Genomic DNA, 16,170 nt, shown 5'->3' with positions numbered 1-16,170 from the left:
TGCTGATGCGAAGGGAACCGCGCGTTATGAACCTCACCTCCCAGGTTGCCACTGCCGAGATGTCCGACGCCGACCTGGACAACGTCTCCGGCGGCCTCGCGGCAGGCGCCTCCGGCGGCCTGTTCCTCGACACGCCGCTCGCCGGTGTCGGTGCCGGCCTCATGGCCGCCGCCTCGGCCGAGGGCGTTGGCGCGGGCGTCGGCGCGAGCGTCCACGCCGCGGGCCTCGGCGCGGGCGTCCACGCCACCGCCGGCTGACCACCTCGTATGCTCACCCGCGGGCCCCGGATCACCGATCCGGGGCCCGCGGCCGTGGTACCGCGCCGGCCCCTGACACCGGGCCGCCGCGCCGGTTTCCGTCCTGGCACGGACGCTCTCGACGCCGCCCTCGCGGTACTCGGCATCCTCGCGATCGTCCCTGCCCTGGTCGTCGCGTCTGGTGGATCAGCGGTAGTGCGGCTCCGCCGCCCGGCGGCCCCGGGGCGGGAGTGTGGCCAGGAGGCCGCCGAGAAGTATGGCCGTGGGGGTGGCCGCCGCCAGGGCCCAGCCGAGGCGGCTGCCGCGTCGGCGTTCGCAATCCAGCAGGGCGGTGCGGACGGCCTCCTTGGCGTCCGCCTCGTCGACCCCGTCCACGAGCGTGGTGATGGGCTGATCACCGTCCGGACCCCCCATCACCGACGCGCACAGGGCGCCGCCGTACGCGTTGCCCCCACTGTCGTTGGGTATCGCCAGTAGCCCCAGCACCGCGGCCGCGCCCACGGCGATGCCCAGCCATCCCCACCTGCGTCCCATGCCCGCCCCTTCCGCACAACGGCATCGCCGGGAACGGTACCGGCCTGTCCGGACCTACGCGCTTCCGGCGCCCCGATGTACCCCGGGCCGGGCAGCCACGTGACGTGAGGCCTGAGGCTCACATCTGGTAGCGGGAGTGATGGATGTGCCAGGCGTACGAGGACGCGATGGACTTGGCGGCCCGCGCGTGATCGGCGAGCGGCCCTTCACGCGCAGTCAGTTCGGCGATTCGGGCACTGGCCACCGTGGCTCGCTGTTCGCACATGCGAGAGGCCCGCCGGAACGCTTCGTCGAGGTCACACGTGTGCTCTCGCATCAGCAGCGTGGGAAGGCCGAGCTGGCCCGGCCCTTCATGAGCTGTCTCCTTCGCGTACGAGGCGAGGTCGTTGATCCAGCCGGCGAGGTCCGCGACGGCCGTCTCCAGTTCCCGCACCGAGGCCAAGGACCTCTCCTGCTCGGTGAGTTCGTACCCGAGCATGAGGTCCGCGGTCGCCATGAGGGTTCGCACGAAGACCGTATGAGGGCGCATCGCACGGTAATCGGCCAAGGTGACGTGGCCGGGTCGGGCGAGGTGATGCGCCTCCCACAGGATGCCGAAGAGGTTGTCCCGCAGGTGTGCGGTGATCCGCAGATACTGCGTGGGCGTGGCCCGTTGCCGGAGCCGGGCCAGGAGATCGTGCAGCGCGGCACCGAAGACGCCGGGCCCGGCCGGCGGCTCCTCGTGGCCTGCCAGGAGGTGGACGCTCTCACTGATCTGCCGGACCAGACGGGCCGGGTCGCGGGCTCCTGTGGCCTCACCGTGCGCGTCGTCGAACGCGGTGAGCCACAGGAACAGGTCGGCGCAGAGCAGAAGGTCGTCCAGGTCGGCCGTCGGGAAGGTGCGGGCCATGCCCTGGCCCGTGATGTTGGACAGGGCGCTCCGTGCGCGTGGTGAGGTGACGAGTGGGAAGGTGTGCAGCCACCGGGCGGCGTGCTGCTCGATGTCGTCGGCGTAGGGGCTGGCCGGGAAGGGCCCGGGGAAGGAGTCCCGCAGGTCGGGCATGGGCAGGACGCGGGGGATCGTGCGGGTCGTGTCGGTCATCGGGCCTTCCCCGTGAGGGCGTGCTGCCTGGCCTCGGGGACCATGCGGAGGGACGAGGGGTGCGTGGTGATCGCGCCGACCGGCCGTACGGTGGAGCCGGGGACCGGCCGCAGCCGCCAGCGGGACGCGACCATCGCGGTGATGAGGGTCGCCTCGGTCCAGGCGAACGCGTCCCCCATGCACATCCGTTTGCCGGAACCGAAGGGGATGAAGGCCCCCTTGGGCGGCTGGGGACGCTCGGGCAGCCAGCGGTCGGGGTCGAAGCGCAGCGGATCGGGATAGAGACCGGGGTCCCGGTGCAGTGCGTACGCGCTCCAGATCACGTCTTCCCCGGCGGGCAGGGTGAACTCGCCGAGTGTCACGGGCGCGATGGTCCGCCGGGTCACGAGCCACGCGGGGCTGTAGAGGCGCAGTGTCTCGCTGACGAGCCGGCGGGTGAAGGGCAGGCGGGGAATCTTGTCGACGGTGAGCGGGCCTTCGGCGAGCACCGGGTCGACTTCCTCGTGCAGTTGGCGCTCCAGGTCCGGGTTGCGGCCCAGTTCGTGGAACAGCCAGGCGAGGACGACCGCGGTCGTCTCGGAGCCCGCGGCGAGCAGTCCGGTGACCTCGGACAGGATCTCGTCGTCGGGCAGTGGCGCTCCGGTTTCGTCCCGGGCGGTCAGGAGCAGCGACACGATGTCGTCGTACGCGCCGGGATGCGTGCGGTGTTCGGCGATGATGTCGGCGACCGCGCTGCGCAGCGCGGTGCCGGCGGCCTTGGCCCTTCGGTTGCGCCGGAGGGGGAGCCGTTCCAGCGCCGAGACGGGCATCAGGGCACGCTGAATGGCGGTCCTGAAGACGGTGTCGACGCTGTCGAGGATCGTGTGGGCGGGTTCGCGCTCGGGGGACGAGGAGAACAGGGCGGCCATGACGACGCCCTGGGTCATCAGCTGCATCTCGGTCTTCAGATCCAGCGGGGTTCCGTCGTGCCAACTCGTGATGTACGGCTCGACGGTGTCGCGCATGGTGGTGACGTAGCCGGCGATCTGCTCGCGGTGGAAGGCCGGCTGCATCATGCGGCGCCGGCGCAGGTGCGGTTTGCCTTCCGCGACCGGCAGGGCGTCCTTGCCGAAGAGCTTGAGCTTTTCGAAGAGCAGCCCTTTGGTGAACTGGTCGGCCTGGCTGGTGAGCATCCGGTGCATCAGCTCGGGCGAGTTGACCACGGTCAGGGTCTTCGGGCCGACGGTGACGCGGACGATGGGGCCGTAGGTGCGCAGGCGTTGGATGAACGCCAGACGGTCCCTGATCAGGGGCACGGCGTGCCCGATGAGCGGCAGCTTCCCGGGGGCGATCGGCGGAACGTTCATGCTGGCCGTCACGCTTCGGTCCTTTCCGCGGCTGTCTGTGTGGTCCCTGCCCGGTCGACGCCGTGGCGTGTCCGCAGTGCCTCCCGTACCGCGAGCACTTCCGCTTCGATCATCGCGTCGGGTGCGTACAGGGTTTTGTCGTGCCACAGGGCCGGGTGGCGGTGGCCCCGGCCCGCTGCGGCGTTCAAGTAGGCCTCGGCACGCTCCAGTGCGCGAGCGTGCTGTGGCTGCCGCGTGGGGGCGGCGGTGGACAGCAGGATCTGTGCGGCATACGCGGTCTCTTCGACGGTGCCGCCCCATATGCCCCATGAACCGTCGTCGTGCTGGGTTTCCACCGTCCAGGCGGCGGCCGCTCGGACGGCCGTGGACGCGTGGTCTTCGCCGTACCGCGCGAGCGCGGTCACGCACCGCATGGTGGCGTAATAGGGGGAGGCATGCCATTTGTCGGGCCATGGCCCTTCGGGCTGCTGCCGGCTGATGAGCCAGTCGCGCAGTTTCTCCGTGCGAGGGCCGTAGGTGTGCTGTGCTTCGGGGTGACGGCTCAGATAGCTGCCCAGCGCTTGGAGAGCGTGGGCGTTCGCGGTGATCGATCCGGTGTCCTCGCCGATGTAACAGTCGTAGTGGCTGCCGTTGTGGAACAGGTCGAGCGGCTCAGGGGTGTACGGCAGGCCGACGAGCGAGGCCACCAGCACGGCCATGGCGGTGTCGTCGGCGTCTGCCATGAGGCCGGGCGCGCCGCGTACTCCCTGAGGGTCGTAGATGTCGGTGGTCCACCGCCGGACGGTGGGCAGGGCAGCGGCCGGCAGGTGGACGCGCGCCAGCGCGGCGGCGACCCACAGCCGCTCGAAGACGAGAATCGGGGCCGCCTCGGGGAACAGACCCGAGTAGCGCCGCGCCACGGGTTCGAGGGCCGCCACGGCTCCCGCCGTGAGGGCCGGCGATGCCCATGCGGCTCGCGCGGCGGTGGCGGCCGGAGAACTGCCCAGCAGGTCCTGCCCGTCGGGTATGAGCGACTGAGGCAGGTACCCGGCCACGCCTTCGAACGTGTGGTGAAGCTTGACGGGGAGGCTGCCCGCCGAGGCGCACCGCTTCGCCACGTACGCGGGTGCGGCCCGGTCATAGCCTCGGGGGACCGTGGGGCCGGGCCCCGGGCGCCATCCTTCGAGGCCCGGTATGTCGTCCTCGGCGGTGAGGGCCACCTGCTCGTGGATCCTCGCGATGAGGCTGGGGACAAGGATTTCGGCCGCGGCGGTGTCGGGCCACGGTCCTGCCGAGGGCAACGCGCGTAGCGCGGCCAGGCCCCTGTCCACCGCGGTCGCGAGCCGTCGGGTGATCTCCGCGGACGTGGAGCCTCGCCGCAGGACCGCGAGCGCCGCTTCCACCGCGCTGAGCGTCGGCAGAAGCCGGTAGGGTTCAGGTCCTTCGCCCCAACTGCCGTCGGGCGCCTGCTCCTGCAGCAGATATGCGACACGGCGCGGCTCCCCGGGCAGCCAGGGGGCCGTCGATATGACCCGGGCGGTCTCGTACAGGGAGGGGCGGACGCTGCCCCACGGGTCCTGATCGGTCTTGGCCACCAGGCGTGCGGCCTGGTCGGCGTAGGTTGTGCTCACGGCCGTTCCGCTCATGTGCTCTCCACCTCACGGGTCCGGTGACGGGTGTACGGGCGGGCGGTCACGCCTGCCGCTCCGTGGCGGTCAGGGCGATCTCGCGCAGTCGGGCGGTGGCTGCTTCGGCGAAGGGAGCCTCGTCCAGAGCGGTGAGGGCGGCGTCCCGGCGTGTGGTGATCATTTCTTCCACTGTCTGCCTGGCGCCGGTCGCGTCCAGGATCTCGCGGACGTGGGAGGCCTGGTCCTCGGTCAGGTCGCTTCGGCCGACGAGCCTGCGCAAGGTGCTGAGTTCGGTGGGGGACGCGCGTTGGACCGCCAGAGCCATCAGCACGGTGGCCTTGCCCTCGCGAAGGTCGTCCAGAACCGACTTGCCGGTCCGGGCGGGATCGCCGAACACGCCGAGCAGGTCGTCGCGCAGCTGAAACGCTTCTCCTAGTGGGATACCGAAGGCGGTGCACGCGTCGAGCACGGGCGGGGCGGCTCCGGCCAGGGCCGCCCCGATGTGAAGGGGGCGTTCAACGGTGTACTTGGCGGTCTTGTACCGGATGACGCGCAGTGCTGTTTCGACGTCACCGGTCAGTCGGCCGGTGGTCTGGAGGTCCAGGAGCTGGCCGTACATGATTTCGCTGCGCATCTCGGCCACCAGGGGGAGCACCGTGGCGAGCCGGCTGGGGGTGGGGCTCGCGGTGTGGAGGAGTTCGTCGGACCACACCAGTGCCAGGTCCCCGAGCAGCACAGCCGCACCCATACCGTGTGCCTCGGCGCGGCCGTGCGGACCGCCGCTGTCGGTGTACGCGGCGGCGAGCGCGCGGTGGGCGGACGGCCGGCCGCGGCGGACATCGCTGTCGTCCATCACGTCGTCGTGCACCAGGGCGAACGCCTGGAAGAGTTCGAGGCTGGCCGCCGCGCGTATGGCGGGCGTTATCTCTCCGGTGGCTCCGGCGGCCTGCCATCCGTACACGCACAACACGGCTCGAAGCCGTTTCCCGCTGGAGAGAAGCCCGCGCAAGGTCGTGGTCAGGTAACGGAGTTCGGTTCCCGGCGCGGCTTGGTCCTTGGCATCCAGGAATCCAGTGAGAGCCGCGCCCACCTTGTGTCGTACGGAGGAGAGGCCCGGCAGGTCGGTGCCGGGAAGTGTGTCCGTCATCGGTGGTGATCCCCTTTCGGTCAAGAACCGTTGGTGCGATTCCGTTCGGGCAGAGGGATGGGGCCGGAGGCAGCGCTTTATCCCGCGAGTGTCGCGGTGGTGCCGTCGTACCGCCGGGTGGCACCACCGCGACGCGGTGAGGAGAGCAGGTTAGGAAGAGGTCACCGACTCGCGGTTGCCTGCTGTTGAGGAGGCCCCGTGTCCGTCTTGGGGTCGGCGGAGTTCCGGCTCCAGGGGGTGGCGCCGTTGGCGTCGGGGGTCAGCGGAGTGAACCGGGCGGGCAGTGAGGTGAGTGTCCGGTGGATGGCTCCGTCGCGGTAGGTCAGCTGATCCGGGGAGACGGCGAGTTCGATGTCCGGCAGGTAGCTGGCGAGTCTCTCGATCGCGGCGGTCGCGATCAGCAGGGCGAGGTCGCGGGCCGGACAGGTGTGGGGGCCGGCGGCGAAGGCCAGGTGCGCCTTGGTTCCCGAGCGGTAGCCGTCGGACGGCACCCCGGCGTGCGGGCAGGTGTTGGCGGCGGCGTACGAGACCATGACCGGGGAGCCGGCGGGAATGCGTTTGCCGTGAAAGGTGATGTCCTCCTTGGGGAAGTGGAAGCTGTAGTTGGCCAGCGGCGAGTCGTTCCACAGAGCGTCGTCGATGGCGTGCTGGATGGGCAGACTTCCGGTGGTGAGCGTGCCGTAGTACCGGTCGTCGCTCAGCATCCGGACGCAGGTGTTCGCGATGAGGTTGGCCGTCGGCTCGTTCCCCGCGCCCAGGGTGATGAGGATCTGGTTGATCGCCTCTTCCTGGCTCAGCCCGTTGGGGTGGTCGATGAACCAGGAGGTCAGGTCGTGGCCGCGCTGTGCGGCCTTGGTCTGATACAGGGTCTGCAGGTACGCGCCGAACGACTGGGCGCCTTCTGCCTTCTTCTCCGGATCGGTGTCCATCATCGCGGAGAGAGCCCGCACCAGCTGGGGACCGTATTCGTCCCCCATGCCGAACAGTGCGTTGAACACCATCAGGGGCAGCTGCTGTGCGTACTGGCTGACGAGGTCGACCGTTCCGTCGGCGGCGAAATCCTGGAGAAGACGGTCGGCATGACGGAACGTCAGAACGCGGACATCGTACGGATCGAGCAGGCCGAAGCTGTCAGTGATCACCTTGCGCAGATGCGCGTGCTCTTCACCGTCCGCGAAGAAGAGGCTCGGCCGCCACTCCACCAACGGTCTGATCGGGCTGTTCTCGGGAACCTGCGGCAGCCAGCTCCGGGTGTCCTTGGTCCAGGTGTCGGTGTCCTGCAGGAGGTCGAGCGCCGCCCGGTAGTCGGTCACCAGATGGACAACGACACCAGGTGCGACCTCCGCGAGGCCGACCGGTCCCTGAAGCCGCAGCAGTTCGTAGCTTCGCTGGGGGTTGGCCGCGTGCTCGGGCCCGTGCAGGGGCACAGCGGTCACGGCTGGTGGTGTGATGCTCACGAGGCTCCGACTCCGACGCCGACAGAAGATATGGAATGGGCGGTCAGTTCGATGAGCGCGTTGAGACTGCTGTTCATCTCTCGGGCATCACAGGTGACCAGCGGGGTGTCCGGGTGCAGGTCCAGCTTCGAGCGAACGATCTCCAAGTCGTAGTCGGGCGAGTCAGGGAAGATATTGACCGCCACGGCGTACGGCAAACCGCGCTCTTCGATGAGATCCATCACCTCGAAGGACTCGTCCAGGCGCCGGGTGTCGGCCAGGACGAGCGCACCGAGAGCCCCGAAAGCGATCCCCTCCCACAGGGGAAGGAACCGCCGCTGCCCCGGAGTTCCGTGCAGATACAGGACGATCCGGTCGCCCGGGAGCGTCAGTCGGCCGAAGTCGATGCCGACCGTGGTGGTCTTCTTGTCCCGCAGGCCCGCGAGGCTGAGATCGTCGGTTCCGACCGCCGCGTCCGTCATGACTTCTTCGGTGTGCAGCGTGGGGATCTGTGACAGCGTCCTGATCGCGGTCGTCTTGCCCACGCCCATGGGACCGGCGACAAGGATCTTGACCCTCTGGTGTTCCCTCTCGGGCAGGTACGCGGGACGCAGGTCAGGCGACACGGAGGGCTTGGAGTCCACTCAGCACCTCTTCCATGAGTTGCCTCGACGGCCTGCCGGCGCGCGAGGGGGCGAGAGCATCAGGGGTGGGCACGCTGGCGTTTAACAGGCCGTCACCGACGAGTTGCTCGGCGAGCATCAGGCAGACACTGACGGGGAGGCCGAGGTAGCCGGCTATCTCGACCGCGGTGAGAGAACCGTCGGTCACCAGCTCGACGACGCGCCCGTGCACCGGTGTGTGGTACGACGCGAGCGGACGGCCGCTGGCACGCAGGGCCGTCAGCGTATCGAGAGTGCTGGGCAACGAAGCGGTACCGCTGCCGGTCGCCAGATACGCCGGGAGCAGTCGCCGCTGATGCTTGTCGCGGCTCATGACGCACCGTCGTTGACGCGCGCGGAGACGGACATGAACTGCTCCCCGAGCTTCATCGCCTGGCGGGCCATGGTGTGGGCGACCACCCCCATGGGCATCGAGTCGTCACCCGCGGCCGCGATCAAGGTGTTGGCGCCGGCCGGCATCACCATGTACGTGCCCGCCGCCATCTTCACCGTGACGGTCTCAATGGGGCTGTCCGCCGGGGCCTCCAGCGCCGGGATGGAAGCAGCGCGAGAAGCGGCGTGCAGGGAGGAGGTCATCGCGGCTATACCGTCCGCCGCGTCCTTAGGGAGGTCCTCGGACCTGGCCTGGACCATCCCGTCGAGGGTCATGATCAGGGCATGACGGACACCGGGGATCTCGGTGATGGGAGTCAAGTACCAGGTCTCGTTGTCACGGTCGGGCATGGTCACTGCGTTTCCTCCAAATCAGTACCGTTCTGGCCGCTTTCGAGGCCCTTCTGGAAGTCACTCCAGGCGTCGCGGGACCGCTCAGGATCCGGGGCACGGTGCGTGGGAGCGGCGACTTCGCCGGTCGGCGCGGCGTGCACCCGGCGGCGACGCTGCGGCAGTTCCGCCGCCGTGCCCGGCGCGGGAGTGCGCGGGCGCGAGGCACCCGCCGCGTCATCGGCGGCGTCGGCGTCCGGGGTGGGCCGCATCTCGGCCCTGGGCGCCATGGGGGGCTGGGGAGCCATCACAGAAGGCGGCGCGGCTTCTTCGTCGATCGAGGTCAGGAGGTTCGGGGGGATGGTCACCACAGCGCGCACCCCGCCATAGGGAGACGGGTTATCGATGGACACATGGAAGCCATGATCGGCGACGAGGCGGCCGATGGCGGCGAAACCCTGGGAGGGCGGGTCGCCGAGCTCGGTGAGCATCACTTCTTGCTGTTCGGCCGATATCAGGCGGGCACCCCGGGCGACTGCTTCCGGGGTCATGCCCTTGCCCGCGTCATCGATCGTGATGCAGACACTGCCGTTCCCGGTCTTGATCAGACTGACATCCACCGCGAGGTCGTCACGGGAGTGCTCCAGCGCGTTGGCCATGAGTTCCGTGCAGGCCACGGCGACGGGTTCGGCGGCCCGCCCGACGATCCCGATGTCGGAGGCTCCGAGCCGAGAGTTGATCTTGACGCGCTCGAAGCCGCGCAGCCGGGAAGAGGCACCCGTGACGATCTCGGTCACGTAGGTGTCCTTGCGTACGTGCCCCGGCCACGCCCCGCACACGATGGCGGTCCGCTGGATGAGCCGCAGATTCTGCTCATTGAGGTGGTCGGCGGTGAGTACCTTGTGCGTCAGGCTCCGAGACCCGGTGAACTCCTTCTGCAGGGCGTCGAGTTCCGTCTGCAGACGGTAGGACAGAGCCTGCGAGTCCTGGCTCGCGCCGCGCAGGGCGGCGCGGGCGGCAGCGTCCACGCGGCGACGCTCCTTCACGACGATCCCCGACACCAACGTGAGTACGGAGTCGAGAAGCTCCACGTCCTCGGGCTCCGCCGCATCCTTGTGCAGCAGTCCGGGAACGGGGTGGTGAGAGCTGATCAGATGAAGCGCGAGGGCCGGAAGCCGAACGGCGACGAGATGACTCACCTCGTCGCGGAACCTCCCCGCACGAGCTTCCACGTCATCCGCACGCGATTCAGCGCCGAGCCTGCCCGCCTCGGCGGATTGCACACGCGCCTCAGAGCTCCTCACGGCGGCTTCCATGCCGAGCCTGCGCGCCTCGGAGCTCTTCAGGGCTGCTTCCATTTTCCTGCCGCGGCGCACGTGTTTGCGGCACAAGAGCGCCAGCAGCAGTGCGACGACAGCGATGACGACAGTCACGGCGCCGAGCGCAAGTGCGGGTTCTGAGAGAGAGGTCACGGAAAAGGGGTCCTAGGGGATTGAGGGAATTGAGGGAATTGAGGGAAAAAGGTGCACGTCTTCTGACATCGACGGCAGTGCGCCGCCCGTGCGGCGGTGGGAGCCGAGCGGTACCGGAGAGCCGAGCCGAGCCGAGCCGACGCGCTGCGATGCGGCGAACCGCCTGCCGGCCGGGACGGTCCGGCGCAAGGCCCGAAAGGAAGGAAGTCGTTGGCCGTCACACATCACGGGGCCTTCAAACGCCTCACAACCGTTGGCCTCTGACACGGCCGCCGGGCCGGTCCTACTTTCAGTCACCGTCGATCAGGACTCCATTACGGACAGGCGGCGAACGCAGGGTGCTGACCGCCATCAAGTCCTGCCGCGTCTCGGCGATGTCTTACGCCGAAGCGGCGCCCATCTTACGGGAGTTGACCTGCAAAGCGAGCCTCGGGAAGGCGTTGGGATCACACAGGGAGAAACGAGATCATCCGGACTTCTTGTGGACATCCTCGCTACGATCGGTGACCACGGCGACGGGCGGCGGCGTGGCCTGATCCCCGCCTCGTAGGAAGTTCCCCCGCCGACGCGTAACGTGAAGCAGTATGAAGATCCTCATCAGCGCCGACATGGAGGGCGCCACCGGCGTGACCTGGCCGGCTGACGTGCTGCCGGGGACACCGCAGTGGGAGCGGTGCCGGTCGATGTTCACCTCGGACGTGAACGCGGCGGTGCTCGGCTTCTTCGACGGCGGAGCCGACGAGGTGCTGATCAACGAAGCGCACTGGTCCATGCGCAACCTGCTCCTTGAGCGGCTCGACGAGCGCGCCCAGATGCTCACCGGACGCCACAAGTCCCTGTCCATGGTCGAAGGCGTGCAGCACGGGGACGTGGACGGCATCGCGTTCGTCGGCTACCACGCGGGCGCCGGCATGGAGGGCGTCCTGGCCCACACCTACCTCGCGAACTCCATCACCGGGGTGTGGATCAACGACGTACGCGCGAGCGAGGGCCTGCTGAACGCGCATGTCGTCGCCGAGTACGGCGTCCCGGTCGTCCTCGTCACCGGCGACGACGTGGCCTGCGAGGACGCCCTCGGGTACGCGCCCGGGGCGCTCAAGGTCGCGGTCAAGGACCATGTGTCGCGGTACGCGGCGGTGTGCCGGACACCGGCCAGAACGGCCGCGGACATCCGAGCGGCGGCCAAGGAGGCGGCGTCGCTGGCGGTGCGGCACCAGCCGGTCGAGGGCGGGCCCTTCACCGTGGCGCTGGAGTTCGACGCGGAACACCTGGCGATGGCGGCCACCGTCGTGCCGGGCGTGGACCGCGTCGGGGAACGGAAGGTCGCCTACACCAGCGCGACCATGTACGAGGGTATTCGCACGTTCAAGGCGGTCACCACGATCGTTTCGGCCGCGGTGGAGGAGCAGTATGGCTGACAGCGCGCGAGGGCACGTCGACGAGGAGGCGCTCGACGAGGTCGTGCGGTTCACCTCCGACCTCATCCGGATCGACACCACCAACCACGGCGGCGGGGACTGCCAGGAGCGCCCGGCCGCCGAGTACGCCGCCGAGCAACTCGCCGGGGCCGGTCTGGAGCCCACCCTGCTGGAGCGCACCAAGGGCCGCACCAACGTCGTCGCACGGATCGAGGGCACCGACCCGTCCGCCGACGCGCTGCTCGTCCACGGTCACCTGGACGTGGTGCCGGCCCAGGCGGAGGACTGGAGCGTGCACCCGTTCTCCGGGGAGATCCGCGACGGCGTCGTCTGGGGGCGGGGCGCGGTCGACATGAAGAACATGGACGCGATGATCCTCGCGGTCGTGCGCGCCTGGGCACGGCTCGGGGTGCGGCCCCGGCGTGATCTCGTCATCGCCTTCACCGCCGACGAGGAGGCGAGCGCCGAGGACGGCTCCGGGTTCCTCGCCGACGAGCACGCCGGGCTGTTCGAGGGCTGCACCGAGGGCATCAGCGAGTCGGGTGCGTTCACCTTCCACGACGGCTCCGGACGGCAGATCTACCCCATCGCGGCGGGCGAGCGCGGCACCGGCTGGCTGAAGCTCACCGCGCACGGGCGGGCGGGCCACGGCTCCAAGGTGAACCGCGCCAACGCGGTCACCCGGCTGGCCGAGGCCGTCGCACGCATCGGCGCCCACGAGTGGCCCGTCCGGCTCACCCCGACCGTGCGCGCCGCCCTCACCGAACTGGCCGCCCTGTACGGGATCGAGCCCGACCTCGACGACCCCGACGCTGTGGACGTGCTCCTCGGCAAGCTCGGGCCGGCCGCCGCGTTGGTCGAGCCGACCGTCCGCAACAGCGCCAACCCGACCATGCTGCACGCCGGGTACAAGGTCAACGTGATCCCCGGTGAGGCCGTCGGTTACGTGGACGGCCGGTATCTGCCCGGCGGCGAGGACGAGTTCCGTACGACCCTCGACCGGCTCACCGGACCCGACGTGGACTGGGAGTTCCACCACCGCGAGGTGGCCCTCCAGTCGCCCGTGGAATCGGTGACGTTCGCACGGATGCGGGCCGCCGTCGAGGAGTTCGCGCCCGAGGGCCACGTGGTGCCGTTCTGCATGTCGGGCGGCACGGACGCCAAACAGTTCTCACGCCTCGGCATCACCGGCTACGGGTTCTCGCCGCTGAAGCTGCCGGAGGGCTACGACTACGGGGCACTCTTCCACGGGGTCGACGAGCGCGTACCGGTCGAGGCACTGCACTTCGGGGTACATGTCCTGGACCGCTTCCTGCGGACGGCCTAGGCAGGGCCTAGGGGACGAGAAGGGAAATGGGGGTTCAGGTGCAGACGCTGCCGTACGGTTCGTGGCCCTCGCCGATCGACGCGACGCTCGCCGCCGCGCACGACGGCCATGCCGAGTTCGTGGGCTTCGTCGGTGAGGAGGTCTGGTGGACCGAGCCACGGCCCACCGAGGGCGGCCGGCGCACCCTGGTCCGGCGGGGAGCCGACGGCAGAGAGGAGTCGCTGCTGCCCGCCCCGTGGAACGTGCGCAGCCGGGTCATCGAGTACGGCGGACAGCCGTGGACCGGAACCGTACGGGACGGCGAGCCCCTCGTGGTGTTCGTGAACTTCGCCGACCAGCGGCTCTACCGGTATCAGGCGGACGGCGACCCGCAGCCCCTCACGCCGCTGTCCCCCGTGGGCGGCGGCCTGCGGTGGGTGGACCCGCAGCTGCGGCCGGACCGGGACGAGGTGTGGTGCGTCCTGGAGGAGTTCACCGGCGACGGACCGACGGACGTACGGCGTGTCCTCGCCGCCGTGCCCCTGGACGGCTCCGGGGCCCAGGACCGCGACGCCGTACGGGAACTGACCGACGAGCGGCACCGCTTCGTCACGGGCCCCCGCGTCTCCCCCGACGGGCGGCGCGCGGCCTGGCTCGCCTGGGACCACCCGCGCATGCCCTGGGACGGCACGGAGCTGGTCGTCGCCGACGTGACCGACGACGGCACGCTCGCGGAACCGCGGACCGCGGCCGGCGGCCCGGAGGAATCCATCGCCCAGGCCGACTGGGCCGCCGACGGCACACTCGTGTACTCCAGCGACCGCACGGGCTGGTGGAACCTGTACGGGGTGGGGCCGGACGGCCGGGAGCGCGCCCTCTGCCCGCGGGACGAGGAGTTCGGCGGGCCGCTGTGGAAGATCGGGTCGCGCTGGTTCGCGCCCCTGGAGAGCGGACTGATCGCCGTCGTGCACGGACGGGGCGCCACCGCGCTCGGGATCCTCGACCCGGAGACCGGCGAGGTCGTCGACGCGGCCGGCCCCTGGACCGAGTACGCACCGACGCTCGCCGTGCACGGCGGCCGCGTCGTGAGCATCGGGGCGAGCCCCCGCAGCGCGTACGAGGTGGTCGAGCTGGACACCGTCCCCCACGCTTCACCGAGCTCGGCCCTGGGCCGGGCGCGCGTGATCGGTGCCGCCCAGGACGACCCGGTGGACCCGGCGTACTACCCGGAGCCCCAGATCCGCACCTTCCACGGCCCCGCCGGACGTGAGATCCACGCGCACGTCTACCCACCCCACCACCCGGACCACGTGGCCCCCGGCGACGAACTGCCGCCCTACGTGGTCTGGGCCCACGGCGGCCCCACCAGCCGGGCGCCGCTCGTCCTGGACCTGGCGATCGCCTACTTCACCTCACGCGGCATCGGCGTGGCCGAGGTCAACTACGGCGGGTCCACCGGGTACGGGCGGGCCTACCGCGACCGGCTGCGCGAGCAGTGGGGCGTCGTCGACGTCGAGGACTGCGCGGCCGTCGCCCGCGCGCTCGCCGACGAGGGCACCGCCGACCGCGACCGGCTCGCCATCCGGGGCGGCAGCGCCGGCGGCTGGACCACGGCGGCGTCCCTCACCACGACCGACGTCTACGCCTGCGGCACGATCCTGTACCCGATCCTCGACCTCGCGGGGTGGGGCTCGGGGGAGACCCACGACTTCGAGTCGCAGTACCTGGAGACCCTGGTCGGCCCGCTCGCCGAGGTGCCCGGACGGTACGCGGAGCGCTCGCCCGCCGAGCACGCCGAGCGGGTCACCACCCCGTTCCTCCTCCTCCAGGGACTCGACGACGTGATCTGCCCGCCCGCGCAGTGCGAGCGGTTCCTGGCGAGGCTGGAGGGACAGCGGGTCCCGCACGCCTACATCGCGTTCGAGGGCGAGGGCCACGGATTCCGGCGGGCCACCACGATGGTGCGGGTACTGGAGTCCGAACTCTCTCTGTACGCACAGGTCTTCGGCCTGAACCCACCCGGCATCCCGACCCTGGAGCTCGCCAAGTGACCGCACCGACCAGACCGGTTCCGCCGCCCTCTCCGGCCCCGCTGACCCGGCCCGCCCGTCTCGCCCCCGGAGCCCGGGTGGCGATCGTCGCGCCCAGCGGCCCCGTACCCGAGATGGGGGTCCCCCCGCTCGAGCGAAGCCGAGAGTGGGGGAGGCTGAGCACCGGACTCGACCTCCTGCGCGGCTGGGACCTGGAACCCGTCGTGGCACCCCATGTCCTCGACCGGCACCCCGCGTTCGACTACCTCGCGGGCACGGACGCCGACCGGGCCGCCGACCTCCAGGCCGCCTGGTGCGATCCGTCCGTGGACGCCGTGCTGTGCGCCCGCGGCGGCTACGGGGTGCAGCGCATGGTCGACCTGCTCGACTGGGACGCGATACGCGCGGCGGGCCCCAAGGTGTTCGTCGGGTTCAGCGACATCACCGCCCTGCACGAGGCGTTCGCGACCCGGGCCGGACTGGTCACGCTGCACGGACCGATGGCGGCGGGTGTCGACTTCCTCAAGAACGCGACTGCCCAGGAGCATCTGCGGGCCACGCTCTTCGAACCGGAGACGGTTCGGACCATCGCCCCCGCCCAGGCGACCCCGCTGGTACCCGGCCGGGCCCGGGGCGTCCTGCTCGGGGGCTGCCTGAGCCTGCTCGCGTCCGAGCTGGGCAACCGGCACGGCCGCGCCTCCGCGCGCGGCGGACTGCTCTGCCTGGAGGACGTCGGCGAGGAGACGTACCGCCTCGACCGCTACCTCACCCAGCTCCTGCGCGCGGGCTGGCTCGACGGCGTCTCGGGGATCCTGCTCGGCTCCTGGGCCGAGTGCGCCCCGTACGACGAGGTGCGTGCGCTGCTCACCGACCGGCTCGGGGCGCTCGGAGTGCCGGTCGTGGAGGAGTTCGGGTTCGGGCACGGCGAGGGAGCACTGACGATCCCGTTCGGAGTGACGGCCGAGCTGGACGCGGACGCGGGCACACTGACACTGGACGTGCCGGCGCTGGCGTGAGCCCGGGGTGCCGGGGACGGAACGGCCTTCACGGAAGCGCGTCGTTCGCTGAATACCCGTCAAGAAACACCACTACAGGGTGATTGACCCTTCCCGGCACATATCACACCATGACACCGCCCGTCACTTATCGGC

The 16,170-nt window shown here is 70.3% G+C and carries 15 protein-coding genes; 5 read left to right on the top strand and 10 right to left on the bottom strand.

The features are described 5' to 3' along the window. The first annotated feature begins 26 nt into the window (after nt 1-26). Complete coding sequence (locus IE262_RS19735) at nt 27-257, top strand: hypothetical protein (RefSeq protein WP_134028083.1); 231 nt, start codon at nt 27-29, stop codon at nt 255-257. A 186-nt stretch (nt 258-443) separates the two neighbouring features. On the opposite strand, the gene IE262_RS19730 is transcribed toward IE262_RS19735, so the two are convergent. The 10 genes from IE262_RS19730 to IE262_RS19685 all read right to left on the bottom strand — a co-directional run bounded on the left by IE262_RS19730 (nt 444) and on the right by IE262_RS19685 (nt 10,226). Further along, complete coding sequence (locus IE262_RS19730) at nt 444-791, bottom strand: hypothetical protein (protein WP_189875217.1); 348 nt, start codon at nt 789-791, stop codon at nt 444-446. A 118-nt stretch (nt 792-909) separates the two neighbouring features. After that, nucleotides 910-1,872: a terpene synthase family protein gene (locus IE262_RS19725; RefSeq protein ID WP_189875215.1), complete on the bottom strand. Its 963-nt coding sequence runs from the start codon at nt 1,870-1,872 to the stop codon at nt 910-912. Beyond that, nucleotides 1,869-3,230: a cytochrome P450 gene (locus IE262_RS19720; protein ID WP_166681486.1), complete on the bottom strand. Its 1,362-nt coding sequence runs from the start codon at nt 3,228-3,230 to the stop codon at nt 1,869-1,871. The genes IE262_RS19725 and IE262_RS19720 overlap by 4 nt, the downstream gene beginning before the upstream one ends. Then, nucleotides 3,227-4,843 (bottom strand): prenyltransferase/squalene oxidase repeat-containing protein, encoded by a 1,617-nt coding sequence (locus IE262_RS19715; protein WP_189875213.1) that lies wholly within the window; start codon nt 4,841-4,843, stop codon nt 3,227-3,229. The genes IE262_RS19720 and IE262_RS19715 overlap by 4 nt, the downstream gene beginning before the upstream one ends. A gap of 46 nt (nt 4,844-4,889) precedes the next feature. Beyond that, complete coding sequence (locus IE262_RS19710) at nt 4,890-5,972, bottom strand: polyprenyl synthetase family protein (protein ID WP_189875211.1); 1,083 nt, start codon at nt 5,970-5,972, stop codon at nt 4,890-4,892. A gap of 161 nt (nt 5,973-6,133) precedes the next feature. Further along, the gene (locus tag IE262_RS19705; RefSeq protein WP_189875210.1) at nt 6,134-7,408 is read right to left on the bottom strand and encodes a cytochrome P450 family protein; all 1,275 of its coding nucleotides are present in this window, start codon (nt 7,406-7,408) and stop codon (nt 6,134-6,136) included. Between the two features lie 17 nt (nt 7,409-7,425). After that, nucleotides 7,426-8,052: a GTP-binding protein gene (locus tag IE262_RS19700; RefSeq protein ID WP_373305084.1), complete on the bottom strand. Its 627-nt coding sequence runs from the start codon at nt 8,050-8,052 to the stop codon at nt 7,426-7,428. Continuing rightward, nucleotides 8,024-8,404: a DUF742 domain-containing protein gene (locus IE262_RS19695; RefSeq protein ID WP_134028069.1), complete on the bottom strand. Its 381-nt coding sequence runs from the start codon at nt 8,402-8,404 to the stop codon at nt 8,024-8,026. The genes IE262_RS19700 and IE262_RS19695 overlap by 29 nt, the downstream gene beginning before the upstream one ends. After that, on the bottom strand, nt 8,401-8,814 hold the full coding sequence (locus IE262_RS19690; protein ID WP_134028067.1) for a roadblock/LC7 domain-containing protein: 414 nt from the start codon (nt 8,812-8,814) through the stop codon (nt 8,401-8,403). The genes IE262_RS19695 and IE262_RS19690 overlap by 4 nt, the downstream gene beginning before the upstream one ends. A gap of 2 nt (nt 8,815-8,816) precedes the next feature. Next, complete coding sequence (locus IE262_RS19685) at nt 8,817-10,226, bottom strand: ATP-binding protein (RefSeq protein WP_134028065.1); 1,410 nt, start codon at nt 10,224-10,226, stop codon at nt 8,817-8,819. 623 nt (nt 10,227-10,849) lie between these two features. Here IE262_RS19685 and IE262_RS19680 point away from each other — a divergent pair. The 4 genes from IE262_RS19680 (at nt 10,850) to IE262_RS19665 (ending at nt 16,035) form a co-directional block, all read left to right on the top strand. Then, nucleotides 10,850-11,683 carry a M55 family metallopeptidase gene (locus tag IE262_RS19680; RefSeq protein WP_134028063.1) on the top strand — a complete coding sequence of 278 codons (834 nt, stop codon included), beginning with the start codon at nt 10,850-10,852 and terminating at the stop codon, nt 11,681-11,683. After that, the gene (locus tag IE262_RS19675) at nt 11,676-13,010 is read left to right on the top strand and encodes a M20/M25/M40 family metallo-hydrolase (RefSeq protein ID WP_189875208.1); all 1,335 of its coding nucleotides are present in this window, start codon (nt 11,676-11,678) and stop codon (nt 13,008-13,010) included. Before IE262_RS19680 ends, IE262_RS19675 begins: the two co-directional genes overlap by 8 nt. A 26-nt stretch (nt 13,011-13,036) precedes the next feature. Then, complete coding sequence (locus IE262_RS19670) at nt 13,037-15,040, top strand: LpqB family beta-propeller domain-containing protein (RefSeq protein WP_189875206.1); 2,004 nt, start codon at nt 13,037-13,039, stop codon at nt 15,038-15,040. 77 nt (nt 15,041-15,117) lie between these two features. Then, nucleotides 15,118-16,035 carry a S66 peptidase family protein gene (locus IE262_RS19665; RefSeq protein ID WP_373305088.1) on the top strand — a complete coding sequence of 306 codons (918 nt, stop codon included), beginning with the start codon at nt 15,118-15,120 and terminating at the stop codon, nt 16,033-16,035. The last annotated feature ends 135 nt before the right edge of the window (nt 16,036-16,170 follow it).

Origin of the sequence: Streptomyces bluensis, assembly GCF_014650715.1 — a bacterium.
Taxonomy (GTDB): domain Bacteria; phylum Actinomycetota; class Actinomycetes; order Streptomycetales; family Streptomycetaceae; genus Streptomyces; species Streptomyces bluensis.
The sequence above is the reverse complement of the archived record's forward strand: the minus strand, read 5'-3'. Positions and strand labels throughout refer to the sequence as shown.